The following is a 23,596-nucleotide window of genomic DNA, read 5'->3' on the forward strand; positions in this document are numbered from 1 at the left end:
GTCAAGGCCGCCGCAACGCCAGCCCACACGTTGCCTCTCAGGTCGCCGCCAGCTCCGTCTTCGGCGCAAACGAATCGCTTTGCGCGACCGGCCAGTACTTCTTGAACAGCGTATAGCGATAGTTGCCGTTGAGCAGATCGTTCGGTTCGAGATACTTGAGCAGATCCGACATCAGCCGCACCTCATGCGACGACACGCGCCGCACGATGTGATGCGCGCGCAACTGCGCCGGATGCCTGAGCCCGGCCGCCTGGATGATCTCCTGCAACGCGTGCAGCGTGTTGCGGTGGAAGTTGAACACGCGATCGGCCTTGTCCGGCACGACGAGCGCGCGCTGGCGCACCGGGTCCTGGGTCGCAACGCCGGTCGGGCAGCGGCCGGTGTGGCAGGTCTGCGCCTGGATGCAGCCGACCGCGAACATGAAGCCGCGCGCCGCGTTGACCCAGTCCGCGCCGATCGCGAGCGTCTTCGCGATATCGAATGCAGTGATCATCTTGCCGCTCGCGCCGATGCGGATGCGCTGCCGCAGACCAATGCCGACCAGCGTGTTGTGCGCGAGCAGCAGTCCCTCCTGCAACGGCACGCCGACGTGATCGGTGAACTCGAGCGGCGCCGCGCCGGTGCCGCCTTCGGCGCCGTCGACAACGATGAAGTCCGGCAGGATCCCCGTTTCCAGCATCGCCTTGGCGATGCCGAAGAATTCCCACGGATGCCCGATGCACAGCTTGAAGCCGGTCGGCTTGCCGCCCGAGAGCGTGCGCAGCCGTTCGACGAATTCGAGCAGCTCGCGCGGCGTCGAGAACTCGGAGTGGGTCGCGGGGGAGATGCAATCACGGCCCATTGGCACGCCGCGCGTTTCGGCGATTTCGGGCGTGATCTTCGCGGCCGGCAGCACGCCGCCGTGACCCGGCTTCGCGCCTTGCGACAGCTTCACCTCGATCATCTTCACTTGCGGCTCGGCGGCCTGTTTCGCGAATTTTTCGGCGTTGAAGGTGCCGTCGTCGTTACGGCATCCGAAATAACCCGACGCGATTTCCCAGATGATGTCGCCGCCATGTTCACGGTGATACTTCGACATCGAGCCTTCGCCGGTGTCGTGCGCGAAGTTGCCTTTCTTCGCGCCGAGGTTCAGCGCCATGATCGCGTTGGCCGACAGCGAGCCGAAGCTCATCGCCGACACGTTGAAGATCGACATCGAATACGGCTGCGCGCGATCGGGGCCGACGACGATGCGAAAGTCGTGACCGTCGAGCGTGGTCGGCGCGAGCGAATGGCTGATCCACTCGTGCGCGACCGCCTTCACGTCGAGTTCGGTACCGTACGGGCGGCTGTCGACGTCGTTCTTCGCGCGCTGGTAGACGATGCTGCGTTGCGCGCGCGAGAACGGCTTTTCGTCGGTATCGTCTTCGACGAAATACTGACGGATCTCCGGGCGGATGAATTCGAAAATGAAGCGCAAGTGGCCCCACAGCGGGTAATTGCGCAGGATCGCGTGGCGCTGTTGCGTCAGGTCGAACACGCCGAGCGCGATGAGCGCGGCCGGCACGACGATCCAGAACCACGACAGGTGGTGGTTCGCCGCGAGCGCGGCGCAGAACGCGAGCAGCGCAGTTGCGCACCACATGGCCAGATAACGTCGAGAGAACATGGGGACTCCAGTACAGTGAAGATCACTGCGGCGGGATCGTCTGCGCGAAAGGCGCGGGCGGAATCCGTCGCGAAGGAAAACTGGCGTCTGCAGGTCACGGCATGGCGCGGACCGGGGAAGCCGGAAGATAAGGCATGCGAATGAAAGCCAAGCGTCGCACGCAAAGGTGAAGCGTGTGTGACTGCGTCGAGCGGGGGAAACGAGGTGATCGGCGCGTACGGCGCGCGCGTCGCAGTTGTACGACCCGTCGCGCTCGCCGCTATGCATCGTTCAGCACGCGCCGAGCAGCGCCGCTTTTTGCCGTGAGGTTTGCGGCGCATCCTTCGCTTGGCCTTGCGGCTGCCGGGGTTTGTGCGCCTGCTTGCGCCGCTGGGATCGCGTCTGTTTCGGCGCCTGATCCTGGGGCAGCTCGGCCGGCTGCCCGGTCATCGCGCGCTCGATGATGCCGCCCCCGAGGCACACGTCGCCGTCGTACAGCACCGCCGATTGGCCCGGCGTGACCGCCCATTGCGCGGCGTCGAAGGTCAGCTCGAACAGGCCTTCGCCCGCGCCCGCAGCCGCCGCATTGAACGTGCACGGCGCGTCCGCTTGCCGGTAGCGCGTCTTCGCGCCGCACGCGAAGCCGTCGGCCGGCGGTTCGCCCGCGACCCAGCTCGTATTGCCCGCCGACAGCGTATGGCACAGCAGCCACGGATGGTCGTGTCCCTGCGCGACGTACAGCGTATTCGTCGGAATATCCTTGCCCGCGGCGAACCACGGTTCGCCGCTGCCGTCCTTGCTGCCGCCGAGGCCGATGCCCTTGCGCTGGCCGAACGTGTAGAACGCGAGGCCGATGTGCTCGCCGACGGTCTTGCCGTCGGTGGTCTTCATCGGGCCGGGTTTGGTCGGCAGGTAGCGGTTCAGGAAGTCGCGGAACGGCCGCTCGCCGATGAAGCAGATGCCGGTCGAATCCTTCTTCTTCGCGTTCGGCAAGCCGATCTGCGCGGCAATCTCGCGGACCTTCGTCTTGGGAATCTCGCCGAGCGGGAACAGCGTCTTCGACAACTGCGCCTGGTTCAGCCGATGCAGGAAGTACGACTGATCTTTCGTATGATCGAGCGCCTTCAGCAGCTCGAAGCGGCCGTCGTTCTCGCGCACGCGCGCATAGTGGCCGGTCGCGATGGTTTCCGCGCCGAGCGACATCGCGTGATCGAGAAAGGCCTTGAACTTGATTTCGGCGTTGCAAAGCACGTCCGGGTTCGGCGTGCGGCCGGCCGAATATTCACGCAGGAACTCGGCGAACACGCGGTCCTTGTACTCGGCCGCGAAGTTGACCGCCTCGACGTCGATGCCGATCAGGTCCGCGACCGACACCACGTCGATCCAGTCCTGCCGCGTCGAGCAGTATTCGCTGTCGTCGTCGTCTTCCCAGTTCTTCATGAACAGGCCGACCACGTCGTAGCCCTGTTCCTTCAGCAGCCACGCGGTGACCGACGAATCGACGCCGCCCGACATGCCTACTACGACTTTGCGCTTGCTCATAAGGTACTCACTGGGTGCTGCATGACTGCATGGATCGTGTGGGCCGCTCGTGACGGCCTTACCGTGATGGTTCTCGCGAGGTTGGTCTATCGCCTGGGCCCGACCGAATGCGTATGCACGAAGTCGAGCGGGAAACGCCGGCCGGCCAGGTAATCGTCGATGCACTGCATCACGAGCGGCGTGCGATGCCGCTCGGGACACGCGCGAAGTTCGTCGGCGCTCATCCACAGCGTGCGGACGATGTCGGGATCGAGCGCGCGCGCCGGGTCAGGTTCGCCGCCCGCGCCGCAATAGGTGAAGCGCAGGTACGTGGTGCCCTCGCGGGCCGGCCGCTCGAAGTGGGTCATGTACATGCCGACGAGCGCCTCGGGCGCGAACGGATGGGAGGTTTCCTCGAGTGTTTCGCGGACCACCGCTTCCAGCAGCGTTTCGCCCGCCTCCAGGTGCCCGGCGGGCTGGTTCAGGCGCAGGCCGGTGGCGGTGTGTTCCTCGACCAGCAGGAAGCGCCCGTCACGCTCGACGATTGCCGCGACGGTGACGTGCGGCAGCCAGGTTTCCGGTTTCATGGGTGCGCATTTTACCGGTTATGCGCGCCGGCTGCCGGGCGGCGGGTCGGCGCCGGCTCGGGCCACGGCCGGTGGCGGCTGGCAGCCGGTTCTGAGCGGCTGCCAGCCGCCCGAAAGGGGTTTGGAGGTCTGCCGCGCATTCGCATCGCCCCCGATTTTGGCGAGGCGGCCGTTTCGGTTAAAGTGGGGCCTGCGTTAGCCGTTGCATTTGCATTTGCGTGCCGGCGTGCCTCGTCGGCAGATCTGTCGTCAAACAGGAAGTCGAGGAGGATCAACGATGCACATCGGAGTGCCAGTCGAGACGCGCGCGCATGAAACCCGCGTTGCCGCGACACCCGAAACGGTCAAGAAGTACGTGGCGCAAGGCCATCGGGTCACCGTCCAGAGCGGCGCCGGCGCCGGCGCGAGCTTTCCCGATGATGCCTATACGGCCGTGGGCGCGGAAATCGTCGATGCCGCCACCGCGTTCGGCGCCGATCTCGTCCTCAAAGTCCAGTTCCCTACCGATTCCGAACTGCCGCTCCTGAAGCGCGGCGCGACGCTGGTCGGCATGCTCGACCCGTTCAACGCCGACAATGCGGGCAAGCTCGCCGCGGCCGGCGTCACCGCGTTCGCGCTCGAAGCCGCACCGCGCACGACGCGCGCGCAAAGCCTCGACGTACTGTCGTCGCAGGCGAATATCGCCGGCTACAAGGCGGTGCTGCTCGCGGCGACGCTCTATCCGCGCTTCATGCCGATGCTGATGACCGCGGCCGGCACCGTGAAGGCCGCGCGCGTGCTGATTCTCGGCGCGGGCGTGGCTGGCCTGCAGGCGATCGCGACCGCGAAGCGCCTCGGCGCGGTGATCGAAGCGTCCGACGTGCGCCCGGCCGTCAAGGAGCAGATCGAATCGCTCGGCGCGAAATTTCTCGACGTGCCCTACGAAACCGACGAAGAGCGCGAGGCCGCGCAGGGCGTCGGCGGCTATGCCAGGCCGATGCCGCCGTCGTGGCTCGCGCGCCAGTCGGCGCTCGTGCACGAGCGCGCCAGGCAGGCCGATGTGGTGATCTCCACCGCGCTGATTCCGGGCCGCCCCGCGCCGACGCTGCTTCCGGTCGACACCGTGCGGGCGATGAAGCCGGGCTCGGTGCTGGTCGACCTCGCGGCCGGCCGCGGCCCGGAGATCGACGGTAAGCGCGGCGGCAACTGCCCGCTGACCGAGACGGACCAGGTGGTGGTGCGCTACGGCGTGCAGATCGTCGGCTATACGAACCTCGCCGCGATGGTGCCCGCCGACGCCTCGTCGCTGTACGCGCGCAACCTGCTCGACTTCCTGAAGCTGATCGTCACGAAGGAAGGCACGCTGAACATCGATCTCGCGGACGACATCGTCGCGGCCACGCTGCTGGCTCGCGACGGCCAGGTCACGCGCAACACATAACGCACTAACGTGCATGGGACCAGAGTAAGGCGCTAAAGCGCCAACTTTGATCGACAGGAGGCCGGAAGATGGAAGTCATCAATCACACGGTGATCAATCTGATCATCTTCGTGCTGGCGATCTACGTCGGCTATCACGTGGTCTGGAACGTCACGCCCGCGCTGCATACACCGCTGATGGCGGTGACCAATGCGATCTCGGCGATCGTGATCGTCGGCGCGATGCTCGCGACGGGTCTCACGGTCGGCGGCGCGGGCAAGTTCTTCGGCACGATCGCGGTCGCGCTCGCGGCCGTCAACGTGTTCGGCGGCTTTCTCGTCACGCGGCGCATGCTGGAGATGTTCAGGAAGAAGGAACCGAAGAAACTCCCGGCAGCCGTTAAGGAGGGCGCGCAATGAGCCTGAACGTCGTCACGCTGCTGTATCTGGTCGCGTCGGTCTGCTTCATTCAGGCGCTCAAGGGGCTGTCGAATCCGAAGACCGCGCGCGTCGGCAATACCTTCGGCATGGTCGGCATGGCGATCGCGATTCTGACGACCATCGTGCTGATCTCGAAGCAGGCCGAGGCACTCGGCTCCAATCTTGGCCTCGGGCTCGGCTTGCTGCTGTTCGGGCTCGTGATCGGCGGCGCAGTCGGTGCGTTCGTCGCCGCGCGCGTCGAGATGACCAAAATGCCTGAGCTCGTCGCGGCGATGCACTCGCTGATCGGTCTCGCGGCCGTGTGCATCGCGTACGCGGTCGTGTCGGAGCCGGCCGCGTTCGGCCTCGTCGATCCCGACGTGCCGATCGAGGGCTTCCTGCCGTACGGCAATCGCATCGAGCTGTTCATCGGCACGTTCGTCGGCGCGATCACGTTCTCGGGTTCGGTGATCGCGTTCGGCAAGCTGTCGGGCAAGTACAAGTTCCGCCTGTTTCAGGGCGCGCCGGTCGTCTACGGTGGTCAGCATCTGCTCAACCTTATGCTCGCGCTCGCGATGCTCGGCTTCGGGATCCTCTTCTTCCTCACGCAGTCGTGGCTGCCGTTCATCATCATGACGATCATCGCGTTCGTGCTCGGCGTGCTGATCATCATCCCGATCGGCGGTGCCGACATGCCGGTGGTCGTGTCGATGCTGAACTCGTACTCGGGCTGGGCGGCGGCGGGCATCGGCTTCTCGTTGAACAACGCGATGCTGATCATCGCGGGGTCGCTGGTGGGGTCGTCGGGTGCGATTCTGTCGTACATCATGTGCAAGGCCATGAACCGCTCGTTCTTCAACGTGATCCTCGGCGGCTTCGGCAACGAGCCGGGCGCGGCCGCGGGCGGCACGTCGGAGCAGCGTCCGGTGAAATCCGGTTCGGCCGATGACGCGTCGTTCATGCTCGGCAACGCGGAAACCGTCGTGATCGTGCCGGGCTACGGGCTGGCCGTCGCGCGCGCGCAGCATGCGCTGAAGGAGCTGACCGACAAGCTGGTCGAGAAGGGCATCGAGGTGAAGTATGCGATTCACCCGGTGGCCGGCCGCATGCCGGGTCACATGAACGTGCTGCTCGCCGAAGCCGAAGTGCCGTACGACATGGTGTTCGAAATGGACGACATCAATGGCGAGTTCGGCCAGATCGACGTCGTGCTCGTGCTTGGCGCGAACGACGTCGTGAATCCGGCGGCGAAGAACGATCCGAAGTCGCCGATCGCGGGCATGCCGATCATCGAGGCGTACAAGGCGAGGACCGTGATCGTCAACAAGCGCTCGATGGCGGCGGGCTACGCAGGTCTCGACAACGATCTGTTCTACATGGACAAGACGATGATGGTGTTCGGCGACGCGAAGAAGGTGATCGAGGACATGGTGAAGTCGGTCGAGTAGGTCGTCAGCCGTGAAGATCGCGGCGAGCCGCCGCGATCCCTTTTATCTGTTCGGCTTCGCGTTCAGATGCCGCAGCAGATCCGCGAGCCGCCTGCCTTCCTGATCCGGATACGTCTCGAGCACTTCGAGATCGCGCATCTTCTCCAGTCCGAAATTGCGGAAATCATGACGCAGTTCGCACCAGGCGCCGAGCGTCCAGCGCGCGCCCCAATACGCGAGCGCGAGCGGCCAGACGCGGCGTTCGGTGTCGGCGCCGTTGGCGTCGGTGTAGGCAAAGCGCACCACCTGGCGCGTATCGATCGCGCGATGCAGCGTGTCGAGCTGCGTCGAAAAATCCCCCTTGATGTGAAACGACGGCGCGAAGATCGCGAGCCGTTCGAGCGCCGCGCGCTTGTCGGCGGGCATCGCCGATGCGATCTTCGCCAGTGCGCCGCGCGCGCCGCTCGCGAAGCCCGCGCCGCCCCACGATTCGAGCATGCGCGCGCCGGCCGCGAGCGCGGCGAGTTCGTCCGCGGTGAAGGTGAGCGGCGGCAGACTCGCCGAGCGCGACAGCCGATAGCCGATGCCCGCTTCGCCTTCGATTGGCACCCCTGACAATTGCAGATCGCGCACGTCCCGATAGACCGTGCGCGGCGAGACGTTCAGCCAGTCTGCCAGTTGCTGCGCGGTGGTCAGACGCCGGCCGCGCAGCAGCTCGGCGATCTGGAACAGGCGGTCGGCGCGGCGCGTCATCGTGGGCGTCGGGTCAAGGAGGAGGGGGATCGTCCCGCGATGATAGCGCCGCATGGCGGCCTTCGGTTGGGGCGCGGCGGCGTCAGGCGCGCTTAGCCGTTGGTGCGCGAATGCAGACCGAGGCGGTTGCCTTCGGTATCGGTGAAGAACGCGATATAGCCGATGTCCTGCGGCAGCTTGATCACCGGGCCGTCGGTCTTGCCGCCCGCCCGTTCGATGCGTGCAAGCGCGGCGTCGACGGTGGGCTGCGCGTTCAGGTAGACGATGACGCCGTCTTCGGCCGGTGTCATCGACGGACTATGGACGATCGCGCCGCCGGTGGCGGGCTCCTCGTAGCCGAACACGGCGATCGGCTGGCCGCCGAACTCCTGGCGAGTCAGCGTGACGTCGAGCGTGGCCTCGTAAAAGCGCACCGCGCGATCGAAATCGATGGACGGAATCTCGAACCAGGCAACGAGTTTGGGCAATGCGGACATGACATTCTCCTTTGGTTGGCAGTAGGCCGTTCAAGCGCCGGATGGCGTGAGAAGGAGTGTGCGGGGGTGCTGCTGACAGCGTGGTGGCAGTAGGGTGGGAAAGGCGACAGCGTCACTGCGCCGGCAACTGAAACACCCCCACCACCTCGCCCATGCACGCCGCCTGCTCTTCGAGCGACGCCGCCGCGGCCGAGGCCTGCTCGACGAGCGCCGCGTTGCGCTGCGTGACTTCGTCCATCTGCGAGACGGTGCGGTTGACCTGCTCGATGCCGTCGCTCTGTTCTTCCGATGCGGCCGCGATCTCGGCCATGATGTCGGTCACGCGGCGCACCGCTTCGTTGATCTGCGTCATGGTCTTGCCGGCCCGGCCGACCAGTTCGGTGCCGTTGCCGACGCGCTCGACCGACTCGCTGATCAGCGTCTTGATTTCCTTCGCCGCTGACGCGCTGCGCTGCGCCAGCGTGCGCACTTCTCCCGCGACCACCGCGAAGCCGCGGCCCTGTTCGCCGGCGCGCGCCGCTTCGACGGCGGCGTTCAACGCGAGGATATTGGTCTGGAACGCGATGCCCTCGATCACGCCGATGATCTCCGCGATCTGCTTCGAGCTCGCGTCGATCTCGCCCATCGTCAGCACCACCTTCGAGACGACGTCGCTACCTTCGCTGGTGACGCCGACCGCGGCCCGCGCGAGTTCGCTCGCCTGACGCGCGTTGTCGGCGTTCTGGCGCACGGTCGAGGTCAGCTCGGCCATGCTCGACGCGGTCTCCTCGAGCGACGCGGCCTGCTGTTCGGTGCGTTGCGACAGATCGGTGTTGCCCGCCGAAATCTGCGCGGTCGCCGTGGAAATGGACTGCGTGCCGTCGCGTACCGACTGCAGCGCTTGCCCGAGGCGCGACTGCATCACGCGCAGGTCTTCCATCATGCGCCCCATCTCGTCGCGCGAACGTACGTCGATACGTCGGCTCAGATCGCCATTGGCAATCGCGCGGAAGTGCCCGGTGGCTTCTTCGAGCGGACCGGCGATCGACTTGCGCAGCGCATGCCATGCGAACGCGGCCATCGACAATCCCAGCAGAAGACCGGCCCCGGCAATCGCGAGAATCGTGTGGAAGCGGTCCTGCGCCGCTTCGTAGCGCTGCCGCGCGTTGTCTTGCTGGATCTTTTCGAGCTTCGCGGAACGGTCCGTGATCTCATTGAACGGGTCCGTCATTTTGTTCGAGATCAGATCGGCGAGCTGCGTGGCGTCGCGTCGTTCGATCGCGGCGAACACCTGCGCGACCGGGCCGTTCAGCGCCTCGGCCCGTTTGGCCTCGAGCGCATCGGCGAGTTGACGCTCCTGCGCATCGGCGGGCAGCGCGCGGTAAGCCGCCCAGGCTTTGTCGCCGATCGCGAACTGCTCGCGCGCATGTTGTTCGAGGCTCGCGATGTCCGCACGGTCAGGCTGGGCCGCGATACGGTCGAGCGCGAGCCGGCCGCGCGCGTAGTAGAAGTCGAACTTGCCGAGTGCGCTCGCCGATGCAAGATCGTCGGTGTACAGCCCCTTCTGGTCGGCATTGCTCATCGCAATACCGGTGACGCCGAGCGCGGCGCCGATCGCCATCAGCAAGCCGAGGAAACCCATAGCAAGGGCCAGGCGCGTACGAATCGTGAGGTTCGAAAACATGGATGCCTCGGAACAACGGAACGGGAAAGCGGCGCGCCGGGACAGTACGCGGGGTCATTAGGGTTTACGGCAAACGTTTGCAAATATGAAGGGCGGGATCAAATGCGGGCGCGTTCGAAGAGAGGGAAACAGCGGGGAGGGGGAGGCGGGGTGTTGCGGGACGGCACGGCGGTCACGTGGCGCAATAAAAAACCGCGGCACGAAGTCCGCGGTTTCCATGTCAACGATCACGACAACGACGACGACAGCGCGCTGCCCTGCCGACGCAGCCTCAAGGCGCCGGCGTCTCGCCCTGCGGACGCTGCCGCACGCTGCCCGCGATCAGATCGAAGCGGAACAGCCGGCATTCGAGCGCGCCGTTAAAGAGCGGCGTCTTCGTCGATTCGCGCAAGCGCAGTTGGCCCGGCAGCTTGCGATCCGACGTCAGGATGAACGCATGCCATCCGGCAAAGCGCTGCTTCAGCGCATTGCCGAGCAACTGGAAAAATTCACTGTCCGGCGCTTCTTCCTGAACGCGGCGAAAGCCCTCGTCGTCGCGATTGCCGCGGCCTTCGCGAAGTTCGCCGCGTGCATTGCGCCCGCGCACTTCGATCCGCTCGCCATACGGCGGATTTGCGACGAGTATGCCGGCCGTCGATGTCGGGGGCGTCATGTCGCGTGCGTCGAGCTGCTTGAGCGGAACGGACGGCAAGCCGGCGCGCTCGAAGTTGGCGCGCGCTTTCTCAAGCATGTCGCCGGAGATGTCGCTGCCGAAAATCTGCAGGTCGGCGCGGGAGCTGCGTGCCGCGTTTTTCGCTTCGAGTGCGGCCCCCTTCAGCGCTTGCCAGGCTCGCGAGTCGAACTGTTTGAGCATCTCGAAGCCGAAGCGGCGCTCGACGCCCGGTGCGATGTTCATCGCGACCTGCGCCGCTTCCGCGAGGAACGTGCCGCTGCCGCACATCGGATCGTAGAGCGGCGTGCCGGCCTGCCAGCCGGTCAGACGCAGAATGCCCGCCGCGAGGTTCTCGCGCAGCGGCGCCGCGCCCTTGTCCAGACGCCAGCCGCGCTTGAACAGCGGATCGCCCGAGGTATCGAGGTAGAGCGTGCAATCGGTGGCAGTCAGGAACGCAAACACGCGCACGTCGGGCATCGCGGTGTCGATGCTCGGCCGCGCGCCGCTTTTTTCGCGCAGGCGATCGCAGATCGCGTCCTTCACGCGCAGCGTCGTGAACTCGAGGCTGCGCAGTGGCGACTTGATCGCGGTGACGTCGACGCGCAGCGTCTCGTGCGCGGAGAACCACTGCTCCCAGCGCTGTTCGAGCGCGAGCGCGTAGATGTCCTGCTCGCTGCGATAGGGCCGCTGCGCGATTTTCAGCAGCACGCGGCTCGCGAGACGCGAGTGCAGATTGGCGGCCATGCCGGCGGCCCAGCCGCCGCGGAAATGCACGCCGCCCGGCACCTGGGCGCCGGCCGTGAAGGCGGCGCCGTTCAGATGTTTGGCGGCAATTTCGGCGAGTTCGGCCGCGAGCGGAGCTTCGAGCCCGCGCGGGCAAGGAAGGAAAAAATCGAAGGACATTGAGGTTGCCGCAAGGCGTTGGATAACGCGCTATTGTACGCGCTCGGGGTCGGCGGACCGGCCGGCGCGTCGCTCTATCCTGTCAGGCGCCGGCTCCCGCGGCCGTTTCCGCGGAAGGACAGGGCGGCACGACCGGCGCCGCCGATTGGGCCGACGAGGCATTCCTGCCCGTTGTGGCCGTGGCAGCGACGGGCATTGCCGCCATCGCCCGCACCCCCGCCGCGATCTGCGTCGACACTTCCGCGAGCGCGCGCCGATGTCCATCGACGAGCGCGTCATACCCGCCGCCAACCGTCTCGCTGACCACGCTGCGACACGTCATCACCGCGTTGCTGCGCACGGCCCGCACGCTCCACACCGCATCGATCAACGCATGCGAGCCGGGCCACGACTCGAAGCGCTGCACGTTCATCGCGATCCGGTACACGGCCGCGTCGTCCGGCCGCGCGGTGCCGAACGCATCGATGGTGCCGAGCTGCTGCGTCAGATTCGTCGATAGCGCGCGACGGATTTCGTCGCCGGGCAGCGACGCCCAGCGCTCCTCTTCGAGCAGCTGCACCTGAGTCGGCCCGGTCTGCACGACGAGCTGATTTCTCGATACCTGCGGCGGCACGTTGACCGCCGCGACTTCGATCAGCCACGCGGGCGCGGCGCCGGTGCGCGCGAGCGCCGGTGCGGCGCCATTCGCGGCAGTGCCCGTGCTATCCGCGCCGCCCAACGTATAAAAACGGCTCGACGGCGACGAGCACGCCGCGATGGCGAGCGCCGCGGCCAGCGCGGTGCCATACGCGACGCCGCGTACGGCACCGCGCACGAGCGCGCGCGGCGAGCGGGGGAGCCGGGCAAACATCATGGTTTATCTCCTGATTTACCGCGCAACAGCGATTCGGGATGACGCTCGAGGTAATCCGACAGCGCGTTCAGCGACTGCAACGTGCGCGTCAGTTCCTGCAACGCCTGATGAACGTCGGATTGCAACGGCGAGTCCTGCTGCAAGGTCGCCTGGGCCGAACTGAAGGTCTGTTTCGCGGCCGTCAGCGTATCGCGCGCCTGCGGCACCACTTCCTTGTCGAGACGCGCGAACAGCTGGTCGGCGTTCTTCAGCGCGCTGTTCAGGTTGTCGCCGATCTGGTCGAACGGCACCTTGTCGAGCTTCTTCGCGATGTCGGCGACCTGCAGCTGCAATTCGTCGAGCGTGTTCGGAATGGTTGGCAGCTCGAGCGGATCGCGCGTCACGTCGACCTTGGCCGGCGCCGCTTTCGGGAAGATATCGAGCGCCACGTACAGCTGGCTCGTGATCAGGTTGCCGGTGCGAAGCTGGCCGCGCAGGCCGTGTCTGACGAGCTCCTGCAACATGTTCTCGCCGGCGAGCGTGCCCGGCTGCGGCGCGGTCTCGCGGAAGCGCTTGCCGAGGCGGTCCGGGTAGATGTTCATCGTGACCGGCATCGTGAAGCTCTGCGTCTTCGGATCGTAGTCGATGCCGATATTGGTCACCTGGCCGAGCACGATGCCGCGGAAGTCGACCGGCGCGCCGATCGACAGGCCGCGCAGCGACTGGTTGAAGTTCATCACGACGTGCAAGGGGATGCCGTCCGGTTCGCGCATCGCGTCCGCTTCGTCCGAGCCGAGGCGGAACGTCTCGTTGTTCGGCGCCTGCGGGCCCGTGTTCTGGCCTGGCGGCGACTGGAACGACAGACCGCCGACGATCACCGTCGCGAGCGACTGCGTGTTCAGCTTGAAGCCGCTCGAATCGAGCCGCAGATCGACGCCGCTCGCGTGCCACCACCGCGTGTTGGTGCCGACATACTGGTCGAACGGCGACGACACGAACACCTGCATCGTCACGCCGGTGCCGTCCTTGTCGAGCGAGAAGCCGACCACCTGGCCGACCTGCACGCGCCGGTAGAAGATCGGCGAGCCGATGTCGATCGAGCCGAGCGAATCGCCGTGCAGCGTGTACTGACGGCCTTTCTGGTCGCCGGTGATGGGCGGCGGCGTTTCGAGGCCGACGAAGTTGCTCTCGCTGTCGGTCGAACGGCCCGCGTCGGCGCCGATGTACGAGCCGGACAGCAGTGTGGTCAGACCCGACACGCCGCTCGCGCCGACGCGCGGACGCACCACCCAGAAGCGCGAATCCTTGACCGCGAACTTGCCGCCTTCCTTGGTGAGCTGCACCTGCACGAGCACATGCGACAGATCCTGCGACAGCGTGATCGTCTTCACCGAGCCGACGGTGACGTCCTTGTACTTGACTTGGGTCTTGCCCGGCTCGAGCCCTTCGGCGCTGATGAAGCTGATCGTGATCACGGGACCGCGCTCGGTCACCGACTTGATCACGAGCGCGATGCCGATCAGCGCGGCGATCAGCGGAATCACCCAGACGAGCGACGGCAGCCAGCGGCTGCGTGGCTCGATGTCGGGGTCGGGCAGTTGGGGCGGCAGTGTGGGTCCGTTCGAATCGTTGCGCGGCGCATCACCGGAAGCGGGCGTCGGTCCTTGCGGGCTAGTCATGGTGAAGATCCTGAGGTGTTGGGGTACTGCCTTCCACGGGGTCCCAGATGAGTCGTGGATCGAATTGCATGGAGGCCAGCATCGTCAGGATCACGACCGAGCCGAACGCGATCGCGCCCGGCCCGGCCGTGATCACGGCCAGCGATTTGAAGCGCACGAGCGCCACGGTGAGCGTGACGACGAACACGTCGAGCATCGACCAGCGGCCGATTCGCTCGACCATCCGGTACAGCGTCGTGCGCTGCTGCGGGCGCCAGCGCGAGCGGCGCTGCGCCGTGACGGTGAGCAGCACGAGCACCGTGAGCTTCAGCATCGGCACCAGGATGCTGGCGATGAACACGATCACCGCGAGCGGCCAGTCGCCGGAGGTCCAGAAATAGACGACGCCGCTCATGATCGTGTCGTCCTCGGAGCCGAGCAGCGACGACGTGTGCATCACCGGCAGCAGGTTCGCCGGAATATACAGCAGCGCCGCGGCGATCAGCAGTGCCCATGTGCGCATCAGGCTGTCGGGATTGCGCGAGTGCAGCGGCGCGCCGCAGCGGCCGCAGGGCTGCGGCGTGACCGAGCGGTCGCGCGGTTCGACGCGTCCGCACGCATGGCAGGACAGCAGGCCGGCGCGTTTCGCGGTGACGTATTTCATCGCCGGCTCATCCTTCGCGCGACGTGCGCGGCAATGGCCGGTCGCCACGCGCGCCGATCTCGTCGGCGACATCCCACAGCACGCGCGGATCGAACGTGACGACGACCGCGAACATGAGCGTCAGCGCGCCGAACGCGAACAACGCCGCCTCGGGAATCACGCGCGCGAGGCTCACCATCTTCACGATCGTGACCAGCACGCCGAGCATGAACACTTCGATCATGCCCCACGGCCGCACGAACTGGATCGCGCGCAGCACGCGGTTGAAGTGCGCGGGTACGTAGCCGGCGCGCAGCGGCACCAGCACGTACAGCAGAGCGACGAGTTCGGTGAGCGGAAAGAGGATCGTCGAGCAGAACACCATCACGGCGACGATCTCCATGTCCTCGCCCCACAGCGCGACCAGCGCGCCGAACAGCGTGGTCTGCGAGGTGATGCCGTTGGTTTCGAGTTCGACGATCGGAAAGCCCTGGGCGATCACGAACGTGATCAGCGCGGCGAGCGTCAGCGCGCAGATCACGTCGAGCTTGCGCGAGACGCCGAGATAGAGCGTCGCGCCGCAGCGCGGACAGCGCGCGACGGTGCGCCCGACAAGCGTTGGCTTGCGGAACAGCGTATCGCATTCATGGCACGCGATCAGGTTGTCATGTTCCATGCGGCGGGTGGGCTAACGACGTGGTGGCGGGGTGCGAGGCACTTTCTTGACGATGGGTCAGGCGGCGGCGAGGAGCAATGGTACCAAACGCCGCCCCGCGACCGGCGCGAACCGCTGCACCGCAATATCCGGGCCTGTTCCGCTGATGCGCTTCAGCCAGCTTTTCGCGCTTGGGGTAGCATGGCGGCCTTGGCATGCGCGGCGGCCTGTTCCGGCGATGATGCCCGCCGGATCGGCCGCGCGCCGCACCGATGTACTGCGGTTACCGCGGAATAGGCGGCCGCGGGACGCCGTTAACTTCTACCTGCCTGCGTTGATCTGTCATGACACTCAATCCATCGTTCGGTACCCGGGAGTCGTACACGCGGACCGCCATCGCTTTTCACTGGCTGATCGCGCTGCTGATCGTCTGCGGCTTTGCGCTCGGCTGGGTGATGACCGACATTCCGGGCTTCACGCCCACCAAGCTGCGCTATTTCTCGTGGCACAAATGGATCGGCGTGACCGTGTTCGCGCTCGCGATCGTGCGGATCGTATGGCGCGCGATCCACGGCGCGCCGCCGATGCCGCGCCGCATGCCGACCTGGCAGCGCGGCGCCGCGCATCTCGTGCATCTGCTGCTGTACGTGCTGATGATCGCGATTCCAGTGTCCGGCTATCTGTATAGCTCGGCGGCGAACGTGCCGGTCGTCTATCTCGGGCTGATTCCGCTGCCGCGCCTCATCGCGCCCGATCCGCACCTTAAGGAAGTGCTGAAGAACATGCACATCGCGCTGAACTACACGCTGCTTGTGCTGGTCGGGCTGCACGTCGCGGGCGCGCTCAAGCATCAATGGCTCGATCGGGACGGCCTGCTGTCGCGCATGCTCCCCTTCCTCAAATAAGGACAACCATGAAGGTCTCGTTTTATCGCTACATGCTCGCCGCGTTTGCGGCCGCGTCGCTGAGCACCGCGGGCGCGGCGCTCGCGCAGGTCGACGTCGCGAAGAGTTCGGTGACGGCCACCTCGAAGCAGATGAACGTGCCGGTCGAAGGCAAGTTCGGCAAGTTCACCGCCCAGGTCAGCTTCGATCCGGCAAGGCCCGAGTCCGGCAGCGCACAGATCAACATCGACGTCGCCAGCTACGATCTCGGTGACGAGAGCTACAACGAGCAGGTGCGCGGCAAGGAATGGTTCGACGCGAAGACCTATCCGGGCGCGACGTTCGTGTCGAGCGCGATCGCGCCGGCTGGCGGCAACAAGTTCAATGTGACTGGCAAGCTGACCATCAAGGGCAAATCGCAGACGGTCGTCGTGCCGGTCACGGTCAGCCAGCAGGGCGCGACCCAGACCTTCGACGGCGCGCTGCCGATCAAGCGCTCGCAGTTCGACATCGGCACTGGTGAATGGAAGGACACGTCGGTCGTCGCCGACGAAGTGGTGATCAGGTTTCATATCGTCGCCGCGCACACATAACGCGTGCGGCGTTCGCGATGTCCGGCGCGCCACGTGGGGCGCGGCCGTTTTTCCACCGCAGGTTGCACCGCGATTTTCAACGCAAAACAGGAGCATGAATTGAAAACGTCCATGTTGATCGCTGTTGGCGCGCTGGCTTCGTCGCTGTCGCTCGGCGCCTTTGCTGCCGATACCTATGTGCTTGATCCGATGCATACGTTTCCGAGCTTCGAGGCCGACCACTTGGGCGGTCTGTCGATCTGGCGCGGCAAGTTTACGAAGAGTACCGGCACGGTGACGCTCGATCGCGCGGCCAGAACCGGCAGCGTCGACGTGAGCGTCGATCCCGCTTCGGTGCAGACCGGCAACCCTAAGCTCGACGATCATCTGAGGTCCAACGAGTTCTTCGACGTCGAGAAGTATCCGGCGGTGACGTACAAAGGCACCCAGATCAAGTTCGACGGCGACAAGCCGGTCGAGGTGATCGGCGATCTGACGATTCGCGGCGTCACGAAGCCGGTGAACCTTAAGATCGATTCGTTCAAGTGCATGCCGCATCCGATGCTCAAGCGTGAAGTGTGCGGCGTCGAGGCGAGTACCGAATTCAACCGCGCCGACTTCGGCATGGACTTCGGCACGAAGTACGGCTTCAGCATGCAGACGCGCCTGCATATCCAGTCGGAAGGCATCAAGCAGCAGTAAGCGCAATCGCGCCTTTACGCTGCGCCGCAACACGACGCACGGTGTAAACGCAAAAGGCCGGTTCGCAAGAACCGGCCTTTCCTGTTTGCGCAATGAGCAGCTACGCGCGCATCAAACCTGTGCACCTGCGTTCGGATCGTCCGGATCGGCGCGTTCCTTCTTGTCCTTCAGCAGGTCTTCGCGCTTGACGCCGAGCCACATGGCGAGCGCCGCGGCGACGAATACCGACGAGTAGATACCGAACAGAATACCGACCGTCAGCGCGAGCGCGAAGTAGTGCAGCGTCGGGCCGCCGAACAGGAACATCGACAGCACCATCATCTGCGTACAGCCGTGCGTGATGATGGTTCGCGACATCGTGCTGGTGATCGCGTGGTTGATCACTTCGATCACGGTCATCTTGCGTTCGCGGCGGAAGGTCTCGCGAATCCGGTCGAAGATAACGACCGACTCGTTGACCGAATAGCCGAGCACCGCGAGCACCGCGGCCAGCACCGACAGCGAGAACTCCCACTGGAAGAACGCGAAGAAGCCGAGAATGATCACGACGTCGTGCAGGTTCGCGATCACGCCGGCCACCGCGTACTTCCATTCGAAGCGGAACGACAGATAGATGACGATACCGGCCACCACGCACGCGAGCGCGAGCAGACCGTCGGTGGCGAGTTCCTTGCCGACCTGCGGACCGACGAACTCAACGCGCTGCAACTGCACCTCCGGCGTGTCGGCCTTCAGCGCGCCCATCACCTGGTCGCTCTGCTGCGCGGACGTGAAGCCCGACTTCAGCGGCAGACGGATCAGCACGTCGCGCGAGGAGCCGAAGTTCTGCACCTGGGCGTCCGCATAGCCGAGCTTGCCGAGCGTATTGCGCACCGGGTCGAGCGGCACCGCGCCCGGATACTGCACCTCGATCACGGTACCGCCGGTGAATTCCACCGACAGATGCAGCCCGCGATGCACGAGGAAGAACACGGCGGCGAGGAAGGTGATCAGCGAGATCGCGTTGAAGATCAACGCGCGCTGCATGAACGGAATGTCTTTACGGAAGCGGAAAAATTCCATGGTCTTGTTCTCCGGGACTCAGCGGGATGAACCCGGTTTTTGCGGCGTCGAGTCGTTCGACGTCGGCGTGCCCGGCGCATTGCGACGACGCACGGTCGGCTTCGCGCGACCCTGCGCGCCGGCCGCGGCCGGTGCCTTCGAGCGTGCCTTCGCCTTGGCGATGGCCTGTGCCGTGTCGGTCGCGGCGTCGTTGTCGCCCAGGCTGTCGCCGACATACGCAGCCGAGCCTGCGGCCGCCGTTTGCGGACGCCACACCTGGCCGATCGACAGCGACTTCAGCTTCTTCTTGCCGCCGTACCAGAAGTTGACGAGGCCGCGCGAGAAGAACACCGCCGAGAACATCGACGTCAGAATGCCGATACAGTGGACGATCGCGAAGCCGCGCACCGGACCCGAGCCGAACGCGAGCAGCGCGAGGCCGGCGATCAGCGTGGTCACGTTCGAGTCGAGAATCGTCGCCCATGCATGCGCGTAGCCGTTCTGGATGGCCAGTTGCGGCGGTGCGCCGTTGCGCAGTTCTTCGCGCACGCGCTCGTTGATCAGCACGTTCGCGTCGATCGCCATACCGAGGGCGAGCGCGATAGCGGCGATACCCGGCAGCGTGAGCGTGGCCTGCAGCATCGACAGCACCGCGACCAGCAGCAGCAGGTTCACGGACAGGCCAATCATCGAGATCACGCCGAACAGCATGTAGTACGCGATCATGAACACGGCGATGGCCGCGAAGCCCCACACGACCGAGTGGAAGCCCTTGTTGATGTTGTCTGCGCCGAGGCTCGGGCCGATCGTGCGTTCCTCGATGATTTCCATCGGCGCGGCGAGCGAACCGGCGCGCAGCAGCAGCGCGAGGTCGGCGGCGGCTTGCGGGGTTGGCTGGCCAGTGATCTGGAAGCGGTCGCCCAGTTCCGACTGGATCGTCGCGACCGTCAGCACTTCGCCCTTGCCGCGTTCGAACAGCACCATCGCCATCGGCTTGCCGATGTTATCGCGCGACACTGCGCGCACCGCGCGGCCGCCGGCCGAGTCGAGACGGATGTTGACCGACGGACGCTGATGCTCGTCGAAGCCCGCGGACGCGTCGATGATGCGGTCGCCGGTGAAGATCACCTGCTTGCGCAGCAGCACCGGCGCCTGATTGCCTTGCGTGAAGAGTTCATCGCCTGCCGGCACCGGGTCGTTCGGGTTCGGGTGCGTGTTGACCGGATCGGCGAGGCGCGCTTCGAGCGTCGCCGTACGGCCGATGATGTCCTTCGCCTTCGCGGTGTCCTGCACGCCCGGCAGCTCGACGACGATGCGGTCCGATCCCTGTTGCTGGATCACGGGCTCGGCCACGCCAAGTTCGTTCACGCGGTTATGGAGTGTCGTGATGTTCTGCTTGAGCGCGGCGTCCTGCACCGCGCGCTGCACGGCCGGCGTGAACGTGCCGACGAGCTGCACGCCGCCGTCCGCGCCGGTGTTCGGCTGCGACGCCCACTGGAGTTCGCTGACGCTACGGCCGAGCAGCTTGAGTGCCGCATCCGCCGTGGCCTGGTCGGCCAGATTCACCACCACCGACTGGTTCACGCGATTCACGCCGCCGTCGCGCACGTTGTTGTCGCGCAGAAGCGTGCGCACGTCCGAGGCGTCGGAGTCGAGCTTCTTGTTCAACGCGCCGGCCATGTCGACCTGCAGCAGGAAGTGCACGCCACCGCGCAGGTCGAGACCGAGGTACATCGGCAGTGCGCGCAGCGCGGTCATCCAGCTCGGCGACGCGCTTTGCAGGTTCAGTGCGACGATGTACTGCGGATCGTTCGGGTCGCTATTGAGCGACTTCTGCAGCAGGTCTTTCACGCGCAGCTGCGTGTCCGTGTCCGTCAGGCGCACGCGAATGTTCGCGTTGGTCTGCGAGTTGTCGAACGTGACCGCGGTCGGCTTGATCTGACTGGCCGCGAGCGCGGCTTCGACCGATGCGAGCGTGGTGGCGTCGAGCCTGACCGTCGCCTTGCCGCTCGACACCTGCACCGCCGGTGCTTCGCCGTACAGATTGGGCAGCGTGTACACGAGGCCGATGACCAGAGCCACCAGCATCACGGCGTATTTCCAGAGGGGGTAGCGATTCATGAGTGGTCCAACGGGAAGGTTGGCTTGGATGCGATGCGTCCGACGATGAGCGCGGGCCGTTCAGCGAAGTGCCTGAACTGCCGGCGAGGCCGCGCCGGACGCAGGAGAGCAGGCCTTAAAGCGACTTGATCGTGCCCTTCGGCAGAATCGTCGTAACCGACGCCTTTTGCACGGTGATTTCCGTGCCTTCCGAGATTTCGATGCCGACGTAGGCTTCGCCCACCTTCGTCACCTTGCCGACGATGCCGCCGTTCGTCACGACTTCATCGCCCTTGGCCATCGCTGCGAGCATGTTGCGATGTTCCTTCTGGCGCTTCATTTGCGGGCGAATCATGATGAAGTACAGCACGCCGAACATCAGGATCAGCGGCAGGAAGCTCATCAGGTTCGATTCGATACCGCCTGCTGCAGCGCCTTGCGCGAAGGCATTGGAAATGAACGACACGTTGGTCTCTCCGTTATCAGTCAAACGAACATAAAAGTTAGCCGATTATTCTACCACCGGCCACGCGCGCGCCGGCACGGCGAATCGGCTTTGCGATCAACCGTTTAAAGGTCCGCGTCGAGGCAAATCCAGTGACAGGCGAAAGTGGATTGTAAGCTGCCCGCGTGCGACGCGGGGCGGCAGCGCGGATTCCTCAGCGGAATCCGCGCGCCGGGCCGTCAGGACGACGGTTCGACGCCGCGCGCGCGGTCTTCGTGGAAGCGCTTGCGGAACGCGTCGAACAGCTTCGCCTCGATCGCATCGCGCATTTCCTGCATCAGTTCCAGGTAGTAGTGCAGATTGTGAATCGTGTTCAGCTGCGCGCCGAGGATTTCGCCGACGCGGTGCAGGTGGTGCAGGTAGCCGCGCGTGAAGTTGCGGCAGGTGTAGCAGCCGCATTGCTCGTCGAGGGGGCGCAGCGAGTTCTTGTGCGTGGCGTTGCGGATCTTGACGTCGCCGAAGCGCGTGAAGAGCCAGCCGTTGCGCGCGTTGCGCGTCGGCATCACGCAGTCGAACATGTCGACGCCGGCCGCGACCCCGGCGACCAGGTCTTCCGGCGTACCGACGCCCATCAGGTAGTGCGGCTTGTCGGCCGGCAGCTTCGGGCCGATGTGGTTCAGGATTCGCATCATGTCTTCCTTCGGCTCGCCGACCGACAGACCGCCGATCGCGAGGCCGTGGAAGTTCTTTTCTGCGAGACCGGCGAGCGACTCGTCGCGCAGATCCTCGAACATGCCGCCCTGCACGATGCCGAACAGCGCATTCGGATTGCCGAGGCGCTGGAATTCGTCGATCGAGCGTTGTGCCCAGCGCATCGACATGCGCATCGATTCGGCCGCTTCCTTGTGCGAGGTCGGGATGTTGTTGGTCGCGTATGGCGTGCATTCGTCGAACTGCATCACGATGTCCGAGTTCAGCACCTTCTGGATCTGCATCGACACTTCCGGCGACAGGAATAGCCGGTCGCCGTTGATCGGCGACGCGAACGTGACGCCGTCCTCGGTGATCTTGCGCAGATCGCCGAGCGAGAACACCTGGAAGCCGCCCGAGTCGGTCAGGATCGGCTTTTTCCAACCCATGAAGCCGTGCAGGCCGCCGTGCGCCTCGATCGTTTCAAGGCCGGGGCGCAGCCACAGGTGAAAGGTGTTGCCGAGGATGATCTGCGCGTGCATTTCCTCGAGCTCGCGCGGCTGGACCGCCTTCACGGTGCCGTAGGTGCCGACCGGCATGAAGATCGGCGTCTCGACGACACCGTGATTGAGCGTGACGCGGCCGCGGCGCGCGAGGCCGTCGGTGGCGAGCAGTTCGAATTTGAGGCCGTTCTCCGGGCGCTCGTGGACAGGCTGTTGCGAGGGATGACCGAGGGTCATTGGGATCACTCCTGGGCTACCGGAAAACAGTCCGGCGCAATCAATGAAAACCGCCACGAAGGATCGCGGCGGCTGGGAAAACTGCAAGACGTCGAAGCAGTGCGTGTACCGGCTTATGCATCGCGCCGGGTGAGCAGCATCGCGTCACCGTAGCTGAAAAAGCGATACCGCTCTTCGATCGCATGACGATATGCGGCGCGAATCGTCTCGACGCCCGCGAACGCCGACACCAGCATCAGCAGCGTCGACTTCGGCAGATGGAAGTTCGTGACCAGCCGGTCGACCACGCGGAACCGATAGCCGGGCGTGATGAAGATGTCGGTCTCCGCGCTCGCCGCGGCGAGCGGGTGGCCGGCCGCTTCGGCGTCGCGCGCGGCGGCTTCGAGCGCGCGCATCGAGGTCGTGCCGACCGCGATCACGCGGTTGCCGCGCGCTTTGGTCGCGGCGATCTTGTCCGCGAGCGCTTGCGGCAGGTGATACCACTCGCTGTGCATCTTGTGCTCGGCGAGGTTCTCGACCCGCACCGGCTGAAACGTGCCCGCGCCGACGTGCAACGTAAGCGTGGCGCGCTCGACGCCGTGTGCGTCGAGGCTGGCGAGCAGCGCGTCGTCGAAGTGCAGGCCGGCGGTCGGCGCGGCGACCGCGCCCGGATTCTGCGCGAATACGGTCTGGTAGCGGGTTTCGTCGGTTGCGTCGGGATCGTGCTCGATGTACGGCGGCAGCGGCAGACGGCCGTATTGCTCGATCAGCATCAGACAGTCGTCGGGGAAATGCAGTGTGTAGAACTGATCGACGCGCTCACCGACTGTGACCTCGAACGCATCCGCGAGACGGATCGTCGTGCCCGCCTGCGGGCTCTTGCTCGCGCGGATCTGCGCGAGCGCGCTGCGCTCGCCGGTCAGGCGCTCGACCAGCACTTCGACCTTGCCGCCGCTGGCCTTCTGGCCGAAGAAGCGCGCCTTCAGCACCTTGGTATCGTTGAAGACGAGCAGATCGCCGGGTGCGATGCACTCGGGCAGTTCGGTGAAGCGGCGGTCGATCAGACGCGCGGCGCCATCGGCAGCGCCTGCGGCGTCCACGTCGAGCAGACGGCTCGCGCTGCGCTCGGGCAGCGCGACTTGCGCGATCAGCTCGGGCGGCAGATCGAAATCGAAATCGGAAAGCGTAAACATGCGAACGACTGGAAGCGGGTTGGGGCTGATTTGGG

The 23,596-nt window shown here is 65.5% G+C and carries 22 protein-coding genes; 6 read left to right on the forward strand and 16 right to left on the reverse strand.

Annotated elements, in window-relative coordinates:
- Positions 1 to 37: 37 nt before the first annotated feature.
- From L0U81_RS02375 to L0U81_RS02385, 3 genes are all read right to left on the reverse strand, one after another.
- Positions 38 to 1,648 (reverse strand): FMN-binding glutamate synthase family protein, encoded by a 1,611-nt coding sequence (locus tag L0U81_RS02375; RefSeq protein ID WP_233799991.1) that lies wholly within the window; start codon positions 1,646 to 1,648, stop codon positions 38 to 40.
- Between the two features lie 270 nt (positions 1,649 to 1,918).
- Entirely contained in the window at positions 1,919 to 3,169 is a 1,251-nt protein-coding gene (gene mnmA / locus L0U81_RS02380) for a tRNA 2-thiouridine(34) synthase MnmA (RefSeq protein ID WP_233799992.1), read from the reverse strand.
- A gap of 86 nt (positions 3,170 to 3,255) precedes the next feature.
- Positions 3,256 to 3,735, reverse strand: a complete 480-nt coding sequence (locus L0U81_RS02385; protein ID WP_233799993.1) for an NUDIX hydrolase — start codon at positions 3,733 to 3,735, stop codon at positions 3,256 to 3,258.
- Between the two features lie 277 nt (positions 3,736 to 4,012).
- On the opposite strand from L0U81_RS02385, the gene L0U81_RS02390 reads away from it, so the two are divergent.
- From L0U81_RS02390 to L0U81_RS02400, 3 genes are all read left to right on the forward strand, one after another.
- Positions 4,013 to 5,155 carry a Re/Si-specific NAD(P)(+) transhydrogenase subunit alpha gene (locus tag L0U81_RS02390; RefSeq protein ID WP_233799994.1) on the forward strand — a complete coding sequence of 381 codons (1,143 nt, stop codon included), beginning with the start codon at positions 4,013 to 4,015 and terminating at the stop codon, positions 5,153 to 5,155.
- Positions 5,156 to 5,223: 68 nt separating this feature from the next.
- Positions 5,224 to 5,553 carry an NAD(P) transhydrogenase subunit alpha gene (locus tag L0U81_RS02395; protein ID WP_233799995.1) on the forward strand — a complete coding sequence of 110 codons (330 nt, stop codon included), beginning with the start codon at positions 5,224 to 5,226 and terminating at the stop codon, positions 5,551 to 5,553.
- Entirely contained in the window at positions 5,550 to 7,001 is a 1,452-nt protein-coding gene (locus L0U81_RS02400) for an NAD(P)(+) transhydrogenase (Re/Si-specific) subunit beta (protein ID WP_233799996.1), read from the forward strand. The genes L0U81_RS02395 and L0U81_RS02400 overlap by 4 nt, the downstream gene beginning before the upstream one ends.
- A gap of 42 nt (positions 7,002 to 7,043) precedes the next feature.
- On the opposite strand, the gene L0U81_RS02405 is transcribed toward L0U81_RS02400, so the two are convergent.
- The 8 genes from L0U81_RS02405 to L0U81_RS02440 all read right to left on the reverse strand — a co-directional run bounded on the left by L0U81_RS02405 (position 7,044) and on the right by L0U81_RS02440 (position 15,236).
- The gene (locus tag L0U81_RS02405) at positions 7,044 to 7,787 is read right to left on the reverse strand and encodes a helix-turn-helix transcriptional regulator (RefSeq protein WP_233799997.1); all 744 of its coding nucleotides are present in this window, start codon (positions 7,785 to 7,787) and stop codon (positions 7,044 to 7,046) included.
- Positions 7,788 to 7,825: 38 nt separating this feature from the next.
- Entirely contained in the window at positions 7,826 to 8,209 is a 384-nt protein-coding gene (locus L0U81_RS02410) for a VOC family protein (protein WP_233799998.1), read from the reverse strand.
- A 112-nt stretch (positions 8,210 to 8,321) separates the two neighbouring features.
- Complete coding sequence (locus L0U81_RS02415; RefSeq protein ID WP_233799999.1) at positions 8,322 to 9,872, reverse strand: methyl-accepting chemotaxis protein; 1,551 nt, start codon at positions 9,870 to 9,872, stop codon at positions 8,322 to 8,324.
- Positions 9,873 to 10,143: 271 nt separating this feature from the next.
- Positions 10,144 to 11,427 (reverse strand): THUMP domain-containing class I SAM-dependent RNA methyltransferase, encoded by a 1,284-nt coding sequence (locus L0U81_RS02420; protein ID WP_233800000.1) that lies wholly within the window; start codon positions 11,425 to 11,427, stop codon positions 10,144 to 10,146.
- 82 nt (positions 11,428 to 11,509) lie between these two features.
- Positions 11,510 to 12,280: a PqiC family protein gene (locus L0U81_RS02425; protein WP_233800001.1), complete on the reverse strand. Its 771-nt coding sequence runs from the start codon at positions 12,278 to 12,280 to the stop codon at positions 11,510 to 11,512.
- Positions 12,277 to 13,938, reverse strand: coding sequence for a PqiB family protein (locus tag L0U81_RS02430; protein WP_233800002.1), 1,662 nt, complete (start codon positions 13,936 to 13,938; stop codon positions 12,277 to 12,279). The genes L0U81_RS02425 and L0U81_RS02430 overlap by 4 nt, the downstream gene beginning before the upstream one ends.
- Positions 13,931 to 14,581, reverse strand: a complete 651-nt coding sequence (locus L0U81_RS02435) for a paraquat-inducible protein A (RefSeq protein WP_233800003.1) — start codon at positions 14,579 to 14,581, stop codon at positions 13,931 to 13,933. Before L0U81_RS02435 ends, L0U81_RS02430 begins: the two co-directional genes overlap by 8 nt.
- 7 nt (positions 14,582 to 14,588) lie before the next feature.
- A complete protein-coding gene (locus L0U81_RS02440) occupies positions 14,589 to 15,236 on the reverse strand; it encodes a paraquat-inducible protein A (protein ID WP_233800004.1) in 648 nt (215 codons plus the stop codon).
- Between the two features lie 323 nt (positions 15,237 to 15,559).
- Between L0U81_RS02440 and L0U81_RS02445 the strand changes: the two genes are divergently transcribed.
- The 3 genes from L0U81_RS02445 to L0U81_RS02455 all read left to right on the forward strand — a co-directional run bounded on the left by L0U81_RS02445 (position 15,560) and on the right by L0U81_RS02455 (position 17,373).
- A complete protein-coding gene (locus L0U81_RS02445) occupies positions 15,560 to 16,120 on the forward strand; it encodes a cytochrome b (protein ID WP_233800005.1) in 561 nt (186 codons plus the stop codon).
- 8 nt (positions 16,121 to 16,128) lie between these two features.
- Positions 16,129 to 16,692 (forward strand): YceI family protein, encoded by a 564-nt coding sequence (locus tag L0U81_RS02450; protein ID WP_233800006.1) that lies wholly within the window; start codon positions 16,129 to 16,131, stop codon positions 16,690 to 16,692.
- 111 nt (positions 16,693 to 16,803) lie between these two features.
- Positions 16,804 to 17,373 (forward strand): YceI family protein, encoded by a 570-nt coding sequence (locus L0U81_RS02455; RefSeq protein ID WP_233800007.1) that lies wholly within the window; start codon positions 16,804 to 16,806, stop codon positions 17,371 to 17,373.
- A 111-nt stretch (positions 17,374 to 17,484) separates the two neighbouring features.
- Here the strand turns inward: L0U81_RS02455 and secF are convergent, their stop codons facing one another.
- The 5 genes from secF to queA form a co-directional block, all read right to left on the reverse strand.
- Positions 17,485 to 18,435 carry a protein translocase subunit SecF gene (secF, locus tag L0U81_RS02460; RefSeq protein WP_233800008.1) on the reverse strand — a complete coding sequence of 317 codons (951 nt, stop codon included), beginning with the start codon at positions 18,433 to 18,435 and terminating at the stop codon, positions 17,485 to 17,487.
- Positions 18,436 to 18,453: 18 nt separating this feature from the next.
- The gene (secD, locus tag L0U81_RS02465) at positions 18,454 to 20,535 is read right to left on the reverse strand and encodes a protein translocase subunit SecD (protein WP_233800009.1); all 2,082 of its coding nucleotides are present in this window, start codon (positions 20,533 to 20,535) and stop codon (positions 18,454 to 18,456) included.
- A 115-nt stretch (positions 20,536 to 20,650) separates the two neighbouring features.
- Positions 20,651 to 20,980 carry a preprotein translocase subunit YajC gene (gene yajC, locus L0U81_RS02470; protein ID WP_008922485.1) on the reverse strand — a complete coding sequence of 110 codons (330 nt, stop codon included), beginning with the start codon at positions 20,978 to 20,980 and terminating at the stop codon, positions 20,651 to 20,653.
- A 218-nt stretch (positions 20,981 to 21,198) separates the two neighbouring features.
- Entirely contained in the window at positions 21,199 to 22,389 is a 1,191-nt protein-coding gene (tgt, locus tag L0U81_RS02475) for a tRNA guanosine(34) transglycosylase Tgt (RefSeq protein ID WP_233800010.1), read from the reverse strand.
- 113 nt (positions 22,390 to 22,502) lie between these two features.
- Entirely contained in the window at positions 22,503 to 23,561 is a 1,059-nt protein-coding gene (queA, locus tag L0U81_RS02480; protein ID WP_233800011.1) for a tRNA preQ1(34) S-adenosylmethionine ribosyltransferase-isomerase QueA, read from the reverse strand.
- Positions 23,562 to 23,596: the final 35 nt, after the last annotated feature.

It is taken from the genome of Paraburkholderia sp. HP33-1, assembly GCF_021390595.1.
Lineage (GTDB): Bacteria > Pseudomonadota > Gammaproteobacteria > Burkholderiales > Burkholderiaceae > Paraburkholderia.

Bases quoted from the DNA above. Each gene is read 5' to 3' on its own strand.
- L0U81_RS02410 (WP_233799998.1), bottom strand. From the start codon at position 8,209: ATGTCCGCATTGCCCAAACTCGTTGCCTGGTTCGAGATTCCGTCCATC.
- L0U81_RS02390 (WP_233799994.1), top strand. From the start codon at position 4,013: ATGCACATCGGAGTGCCAGTCGAGACGCGCGCGCATGAAACCCGCGTT.
- secD (WP_233800009.1), bottom strand. From the start codon at position 20,535: ATGAATCGCTACCCCCTCTGGAAATACGCCGTGATGCTGGTGGCTCTG.
- L0U81_RS02450 (WP_233800006.1), top strand. From the start codon at position 16,129: ATGAAGGTCTCGTTTTATCGCTACATGCTCGCCGCGTTTGCGGCCGCG.
- L0U81_RS02435 (WP_233800003.1), bottom strand. From the start codon at position 14,581: ATGAAATACGTCACCGCGAAACGCGCCGGCCTGCTGTCCTGCCATGCG.
- L0U81_RS02375 (WP_233799991.1), bottom strand. From the start codon at position 1,648: ATGTTCTCTCGACGTTATCTGGCCATGTGGTGCGCAACTGCGCTGCTC.
- L0U81_RS02415 (WP_233799999.1), bottom strand. From the start codon at position 9,872: ATGTTTTCGAACCTCACGATTCGTACGCGCCTGGCCCTTGCTATGGGT.
- L0U81_RS02445 (WP_233800005.1), top strand. From the start codon at position 15,560: ATGACACTCAATCCATCGTTCGGTACCCGGGAGTCGTACACGCGGACC.
- tgt (WP_233800010.1), bottom strand. From the start codon at position 22,389: ATGACCCTCGGTCATCCCTCGCAACAGCCTGTCCACGAGCGCCCGGAG.
- mnmA (WP_233799992.1), bottom strand. From the start codon at position 3,169: ATGAGCAAGCGCAAAGTCGTAGTAGGCATGTCGGGCGGCGTCGATTCG.
- L0U81_RS02425 (WP_233800001.1), bottom strand. From the start codon at position 12,280: ATGATGTTTGCCCGGCTCCCCCGCTCGCCGCGCGCGCTCGTGCGCGGT.
- L0U81_RS02385 (WP_233799993.1), bottom strand. From the start codon at position 3,735: ATGAAACCGGAAACCTGGCTGCCGCACGTCACCGTCGCGGCAATCGTC.
- L0U81_RS02420 (WP_233800000.1), bottom strand. From the start codon at position 11,427: ATGTCCTTCGATTTTTTCCTTCCTTGCCCGCGCGGGCTCGAAGCTCCG.
- queA (WP_233800011.1), bottom strand. From the start codon at position 23,561: ATGTTTACGCTTTCCGATTTCGATTTCGATCTGCCGCCCGAGCTGATC.
- L0U81_RS02395 (WP_233799995.1), top strand. From the start codon at position 5,224: ATGGAAGTCATCAATCACACGGTGATCAATCTGATCATCTTCGTGCTG.
- L0U81_RS02430 (WP_233800002.1), bottom strand. From the start codon at position 13,938: ATGACTAGCCCGCAAGGACCGACGCCCGCTTCCGGTGATGCGCCGCGC.
- secF (WP_233800008.1), bottom strand. From the start codon at position 18,435: ATGGAATTTTTCCGCTTCCGTAAAGACATTCCGTTCATGCAGCGCGCG.
- L0U81_RS02405 (WP_233799997.1), bottom strand. From the start codon at position 7,787: ATGCGGCGCTATCATCGCGGGACGATCCCCCTCCTCCTTGACCCGACG.
- L0U81_RS02440 (WP_233800004.1), bottom strand. From the start codon at position 15,236: ATGGAACATGACAACCTGATCGCGTGCCATGAATGCGATACGCTGTTC.
- L0U81_RS02455 (WP_233800007.1), top strand. From the start codon at position 16,804: ATGTTGATCGCTGTTGGCGCGCTGGCTTCGTCGCTGTCGCTCGGCGCC.
- L0U81_RS02400 (WP_233799996.1), top strand. From the start codon at position 5,550: ATGAGCCTGAACGTCGTCACGCTGCTGTATCTGGTCGCGTCGGTCTGC.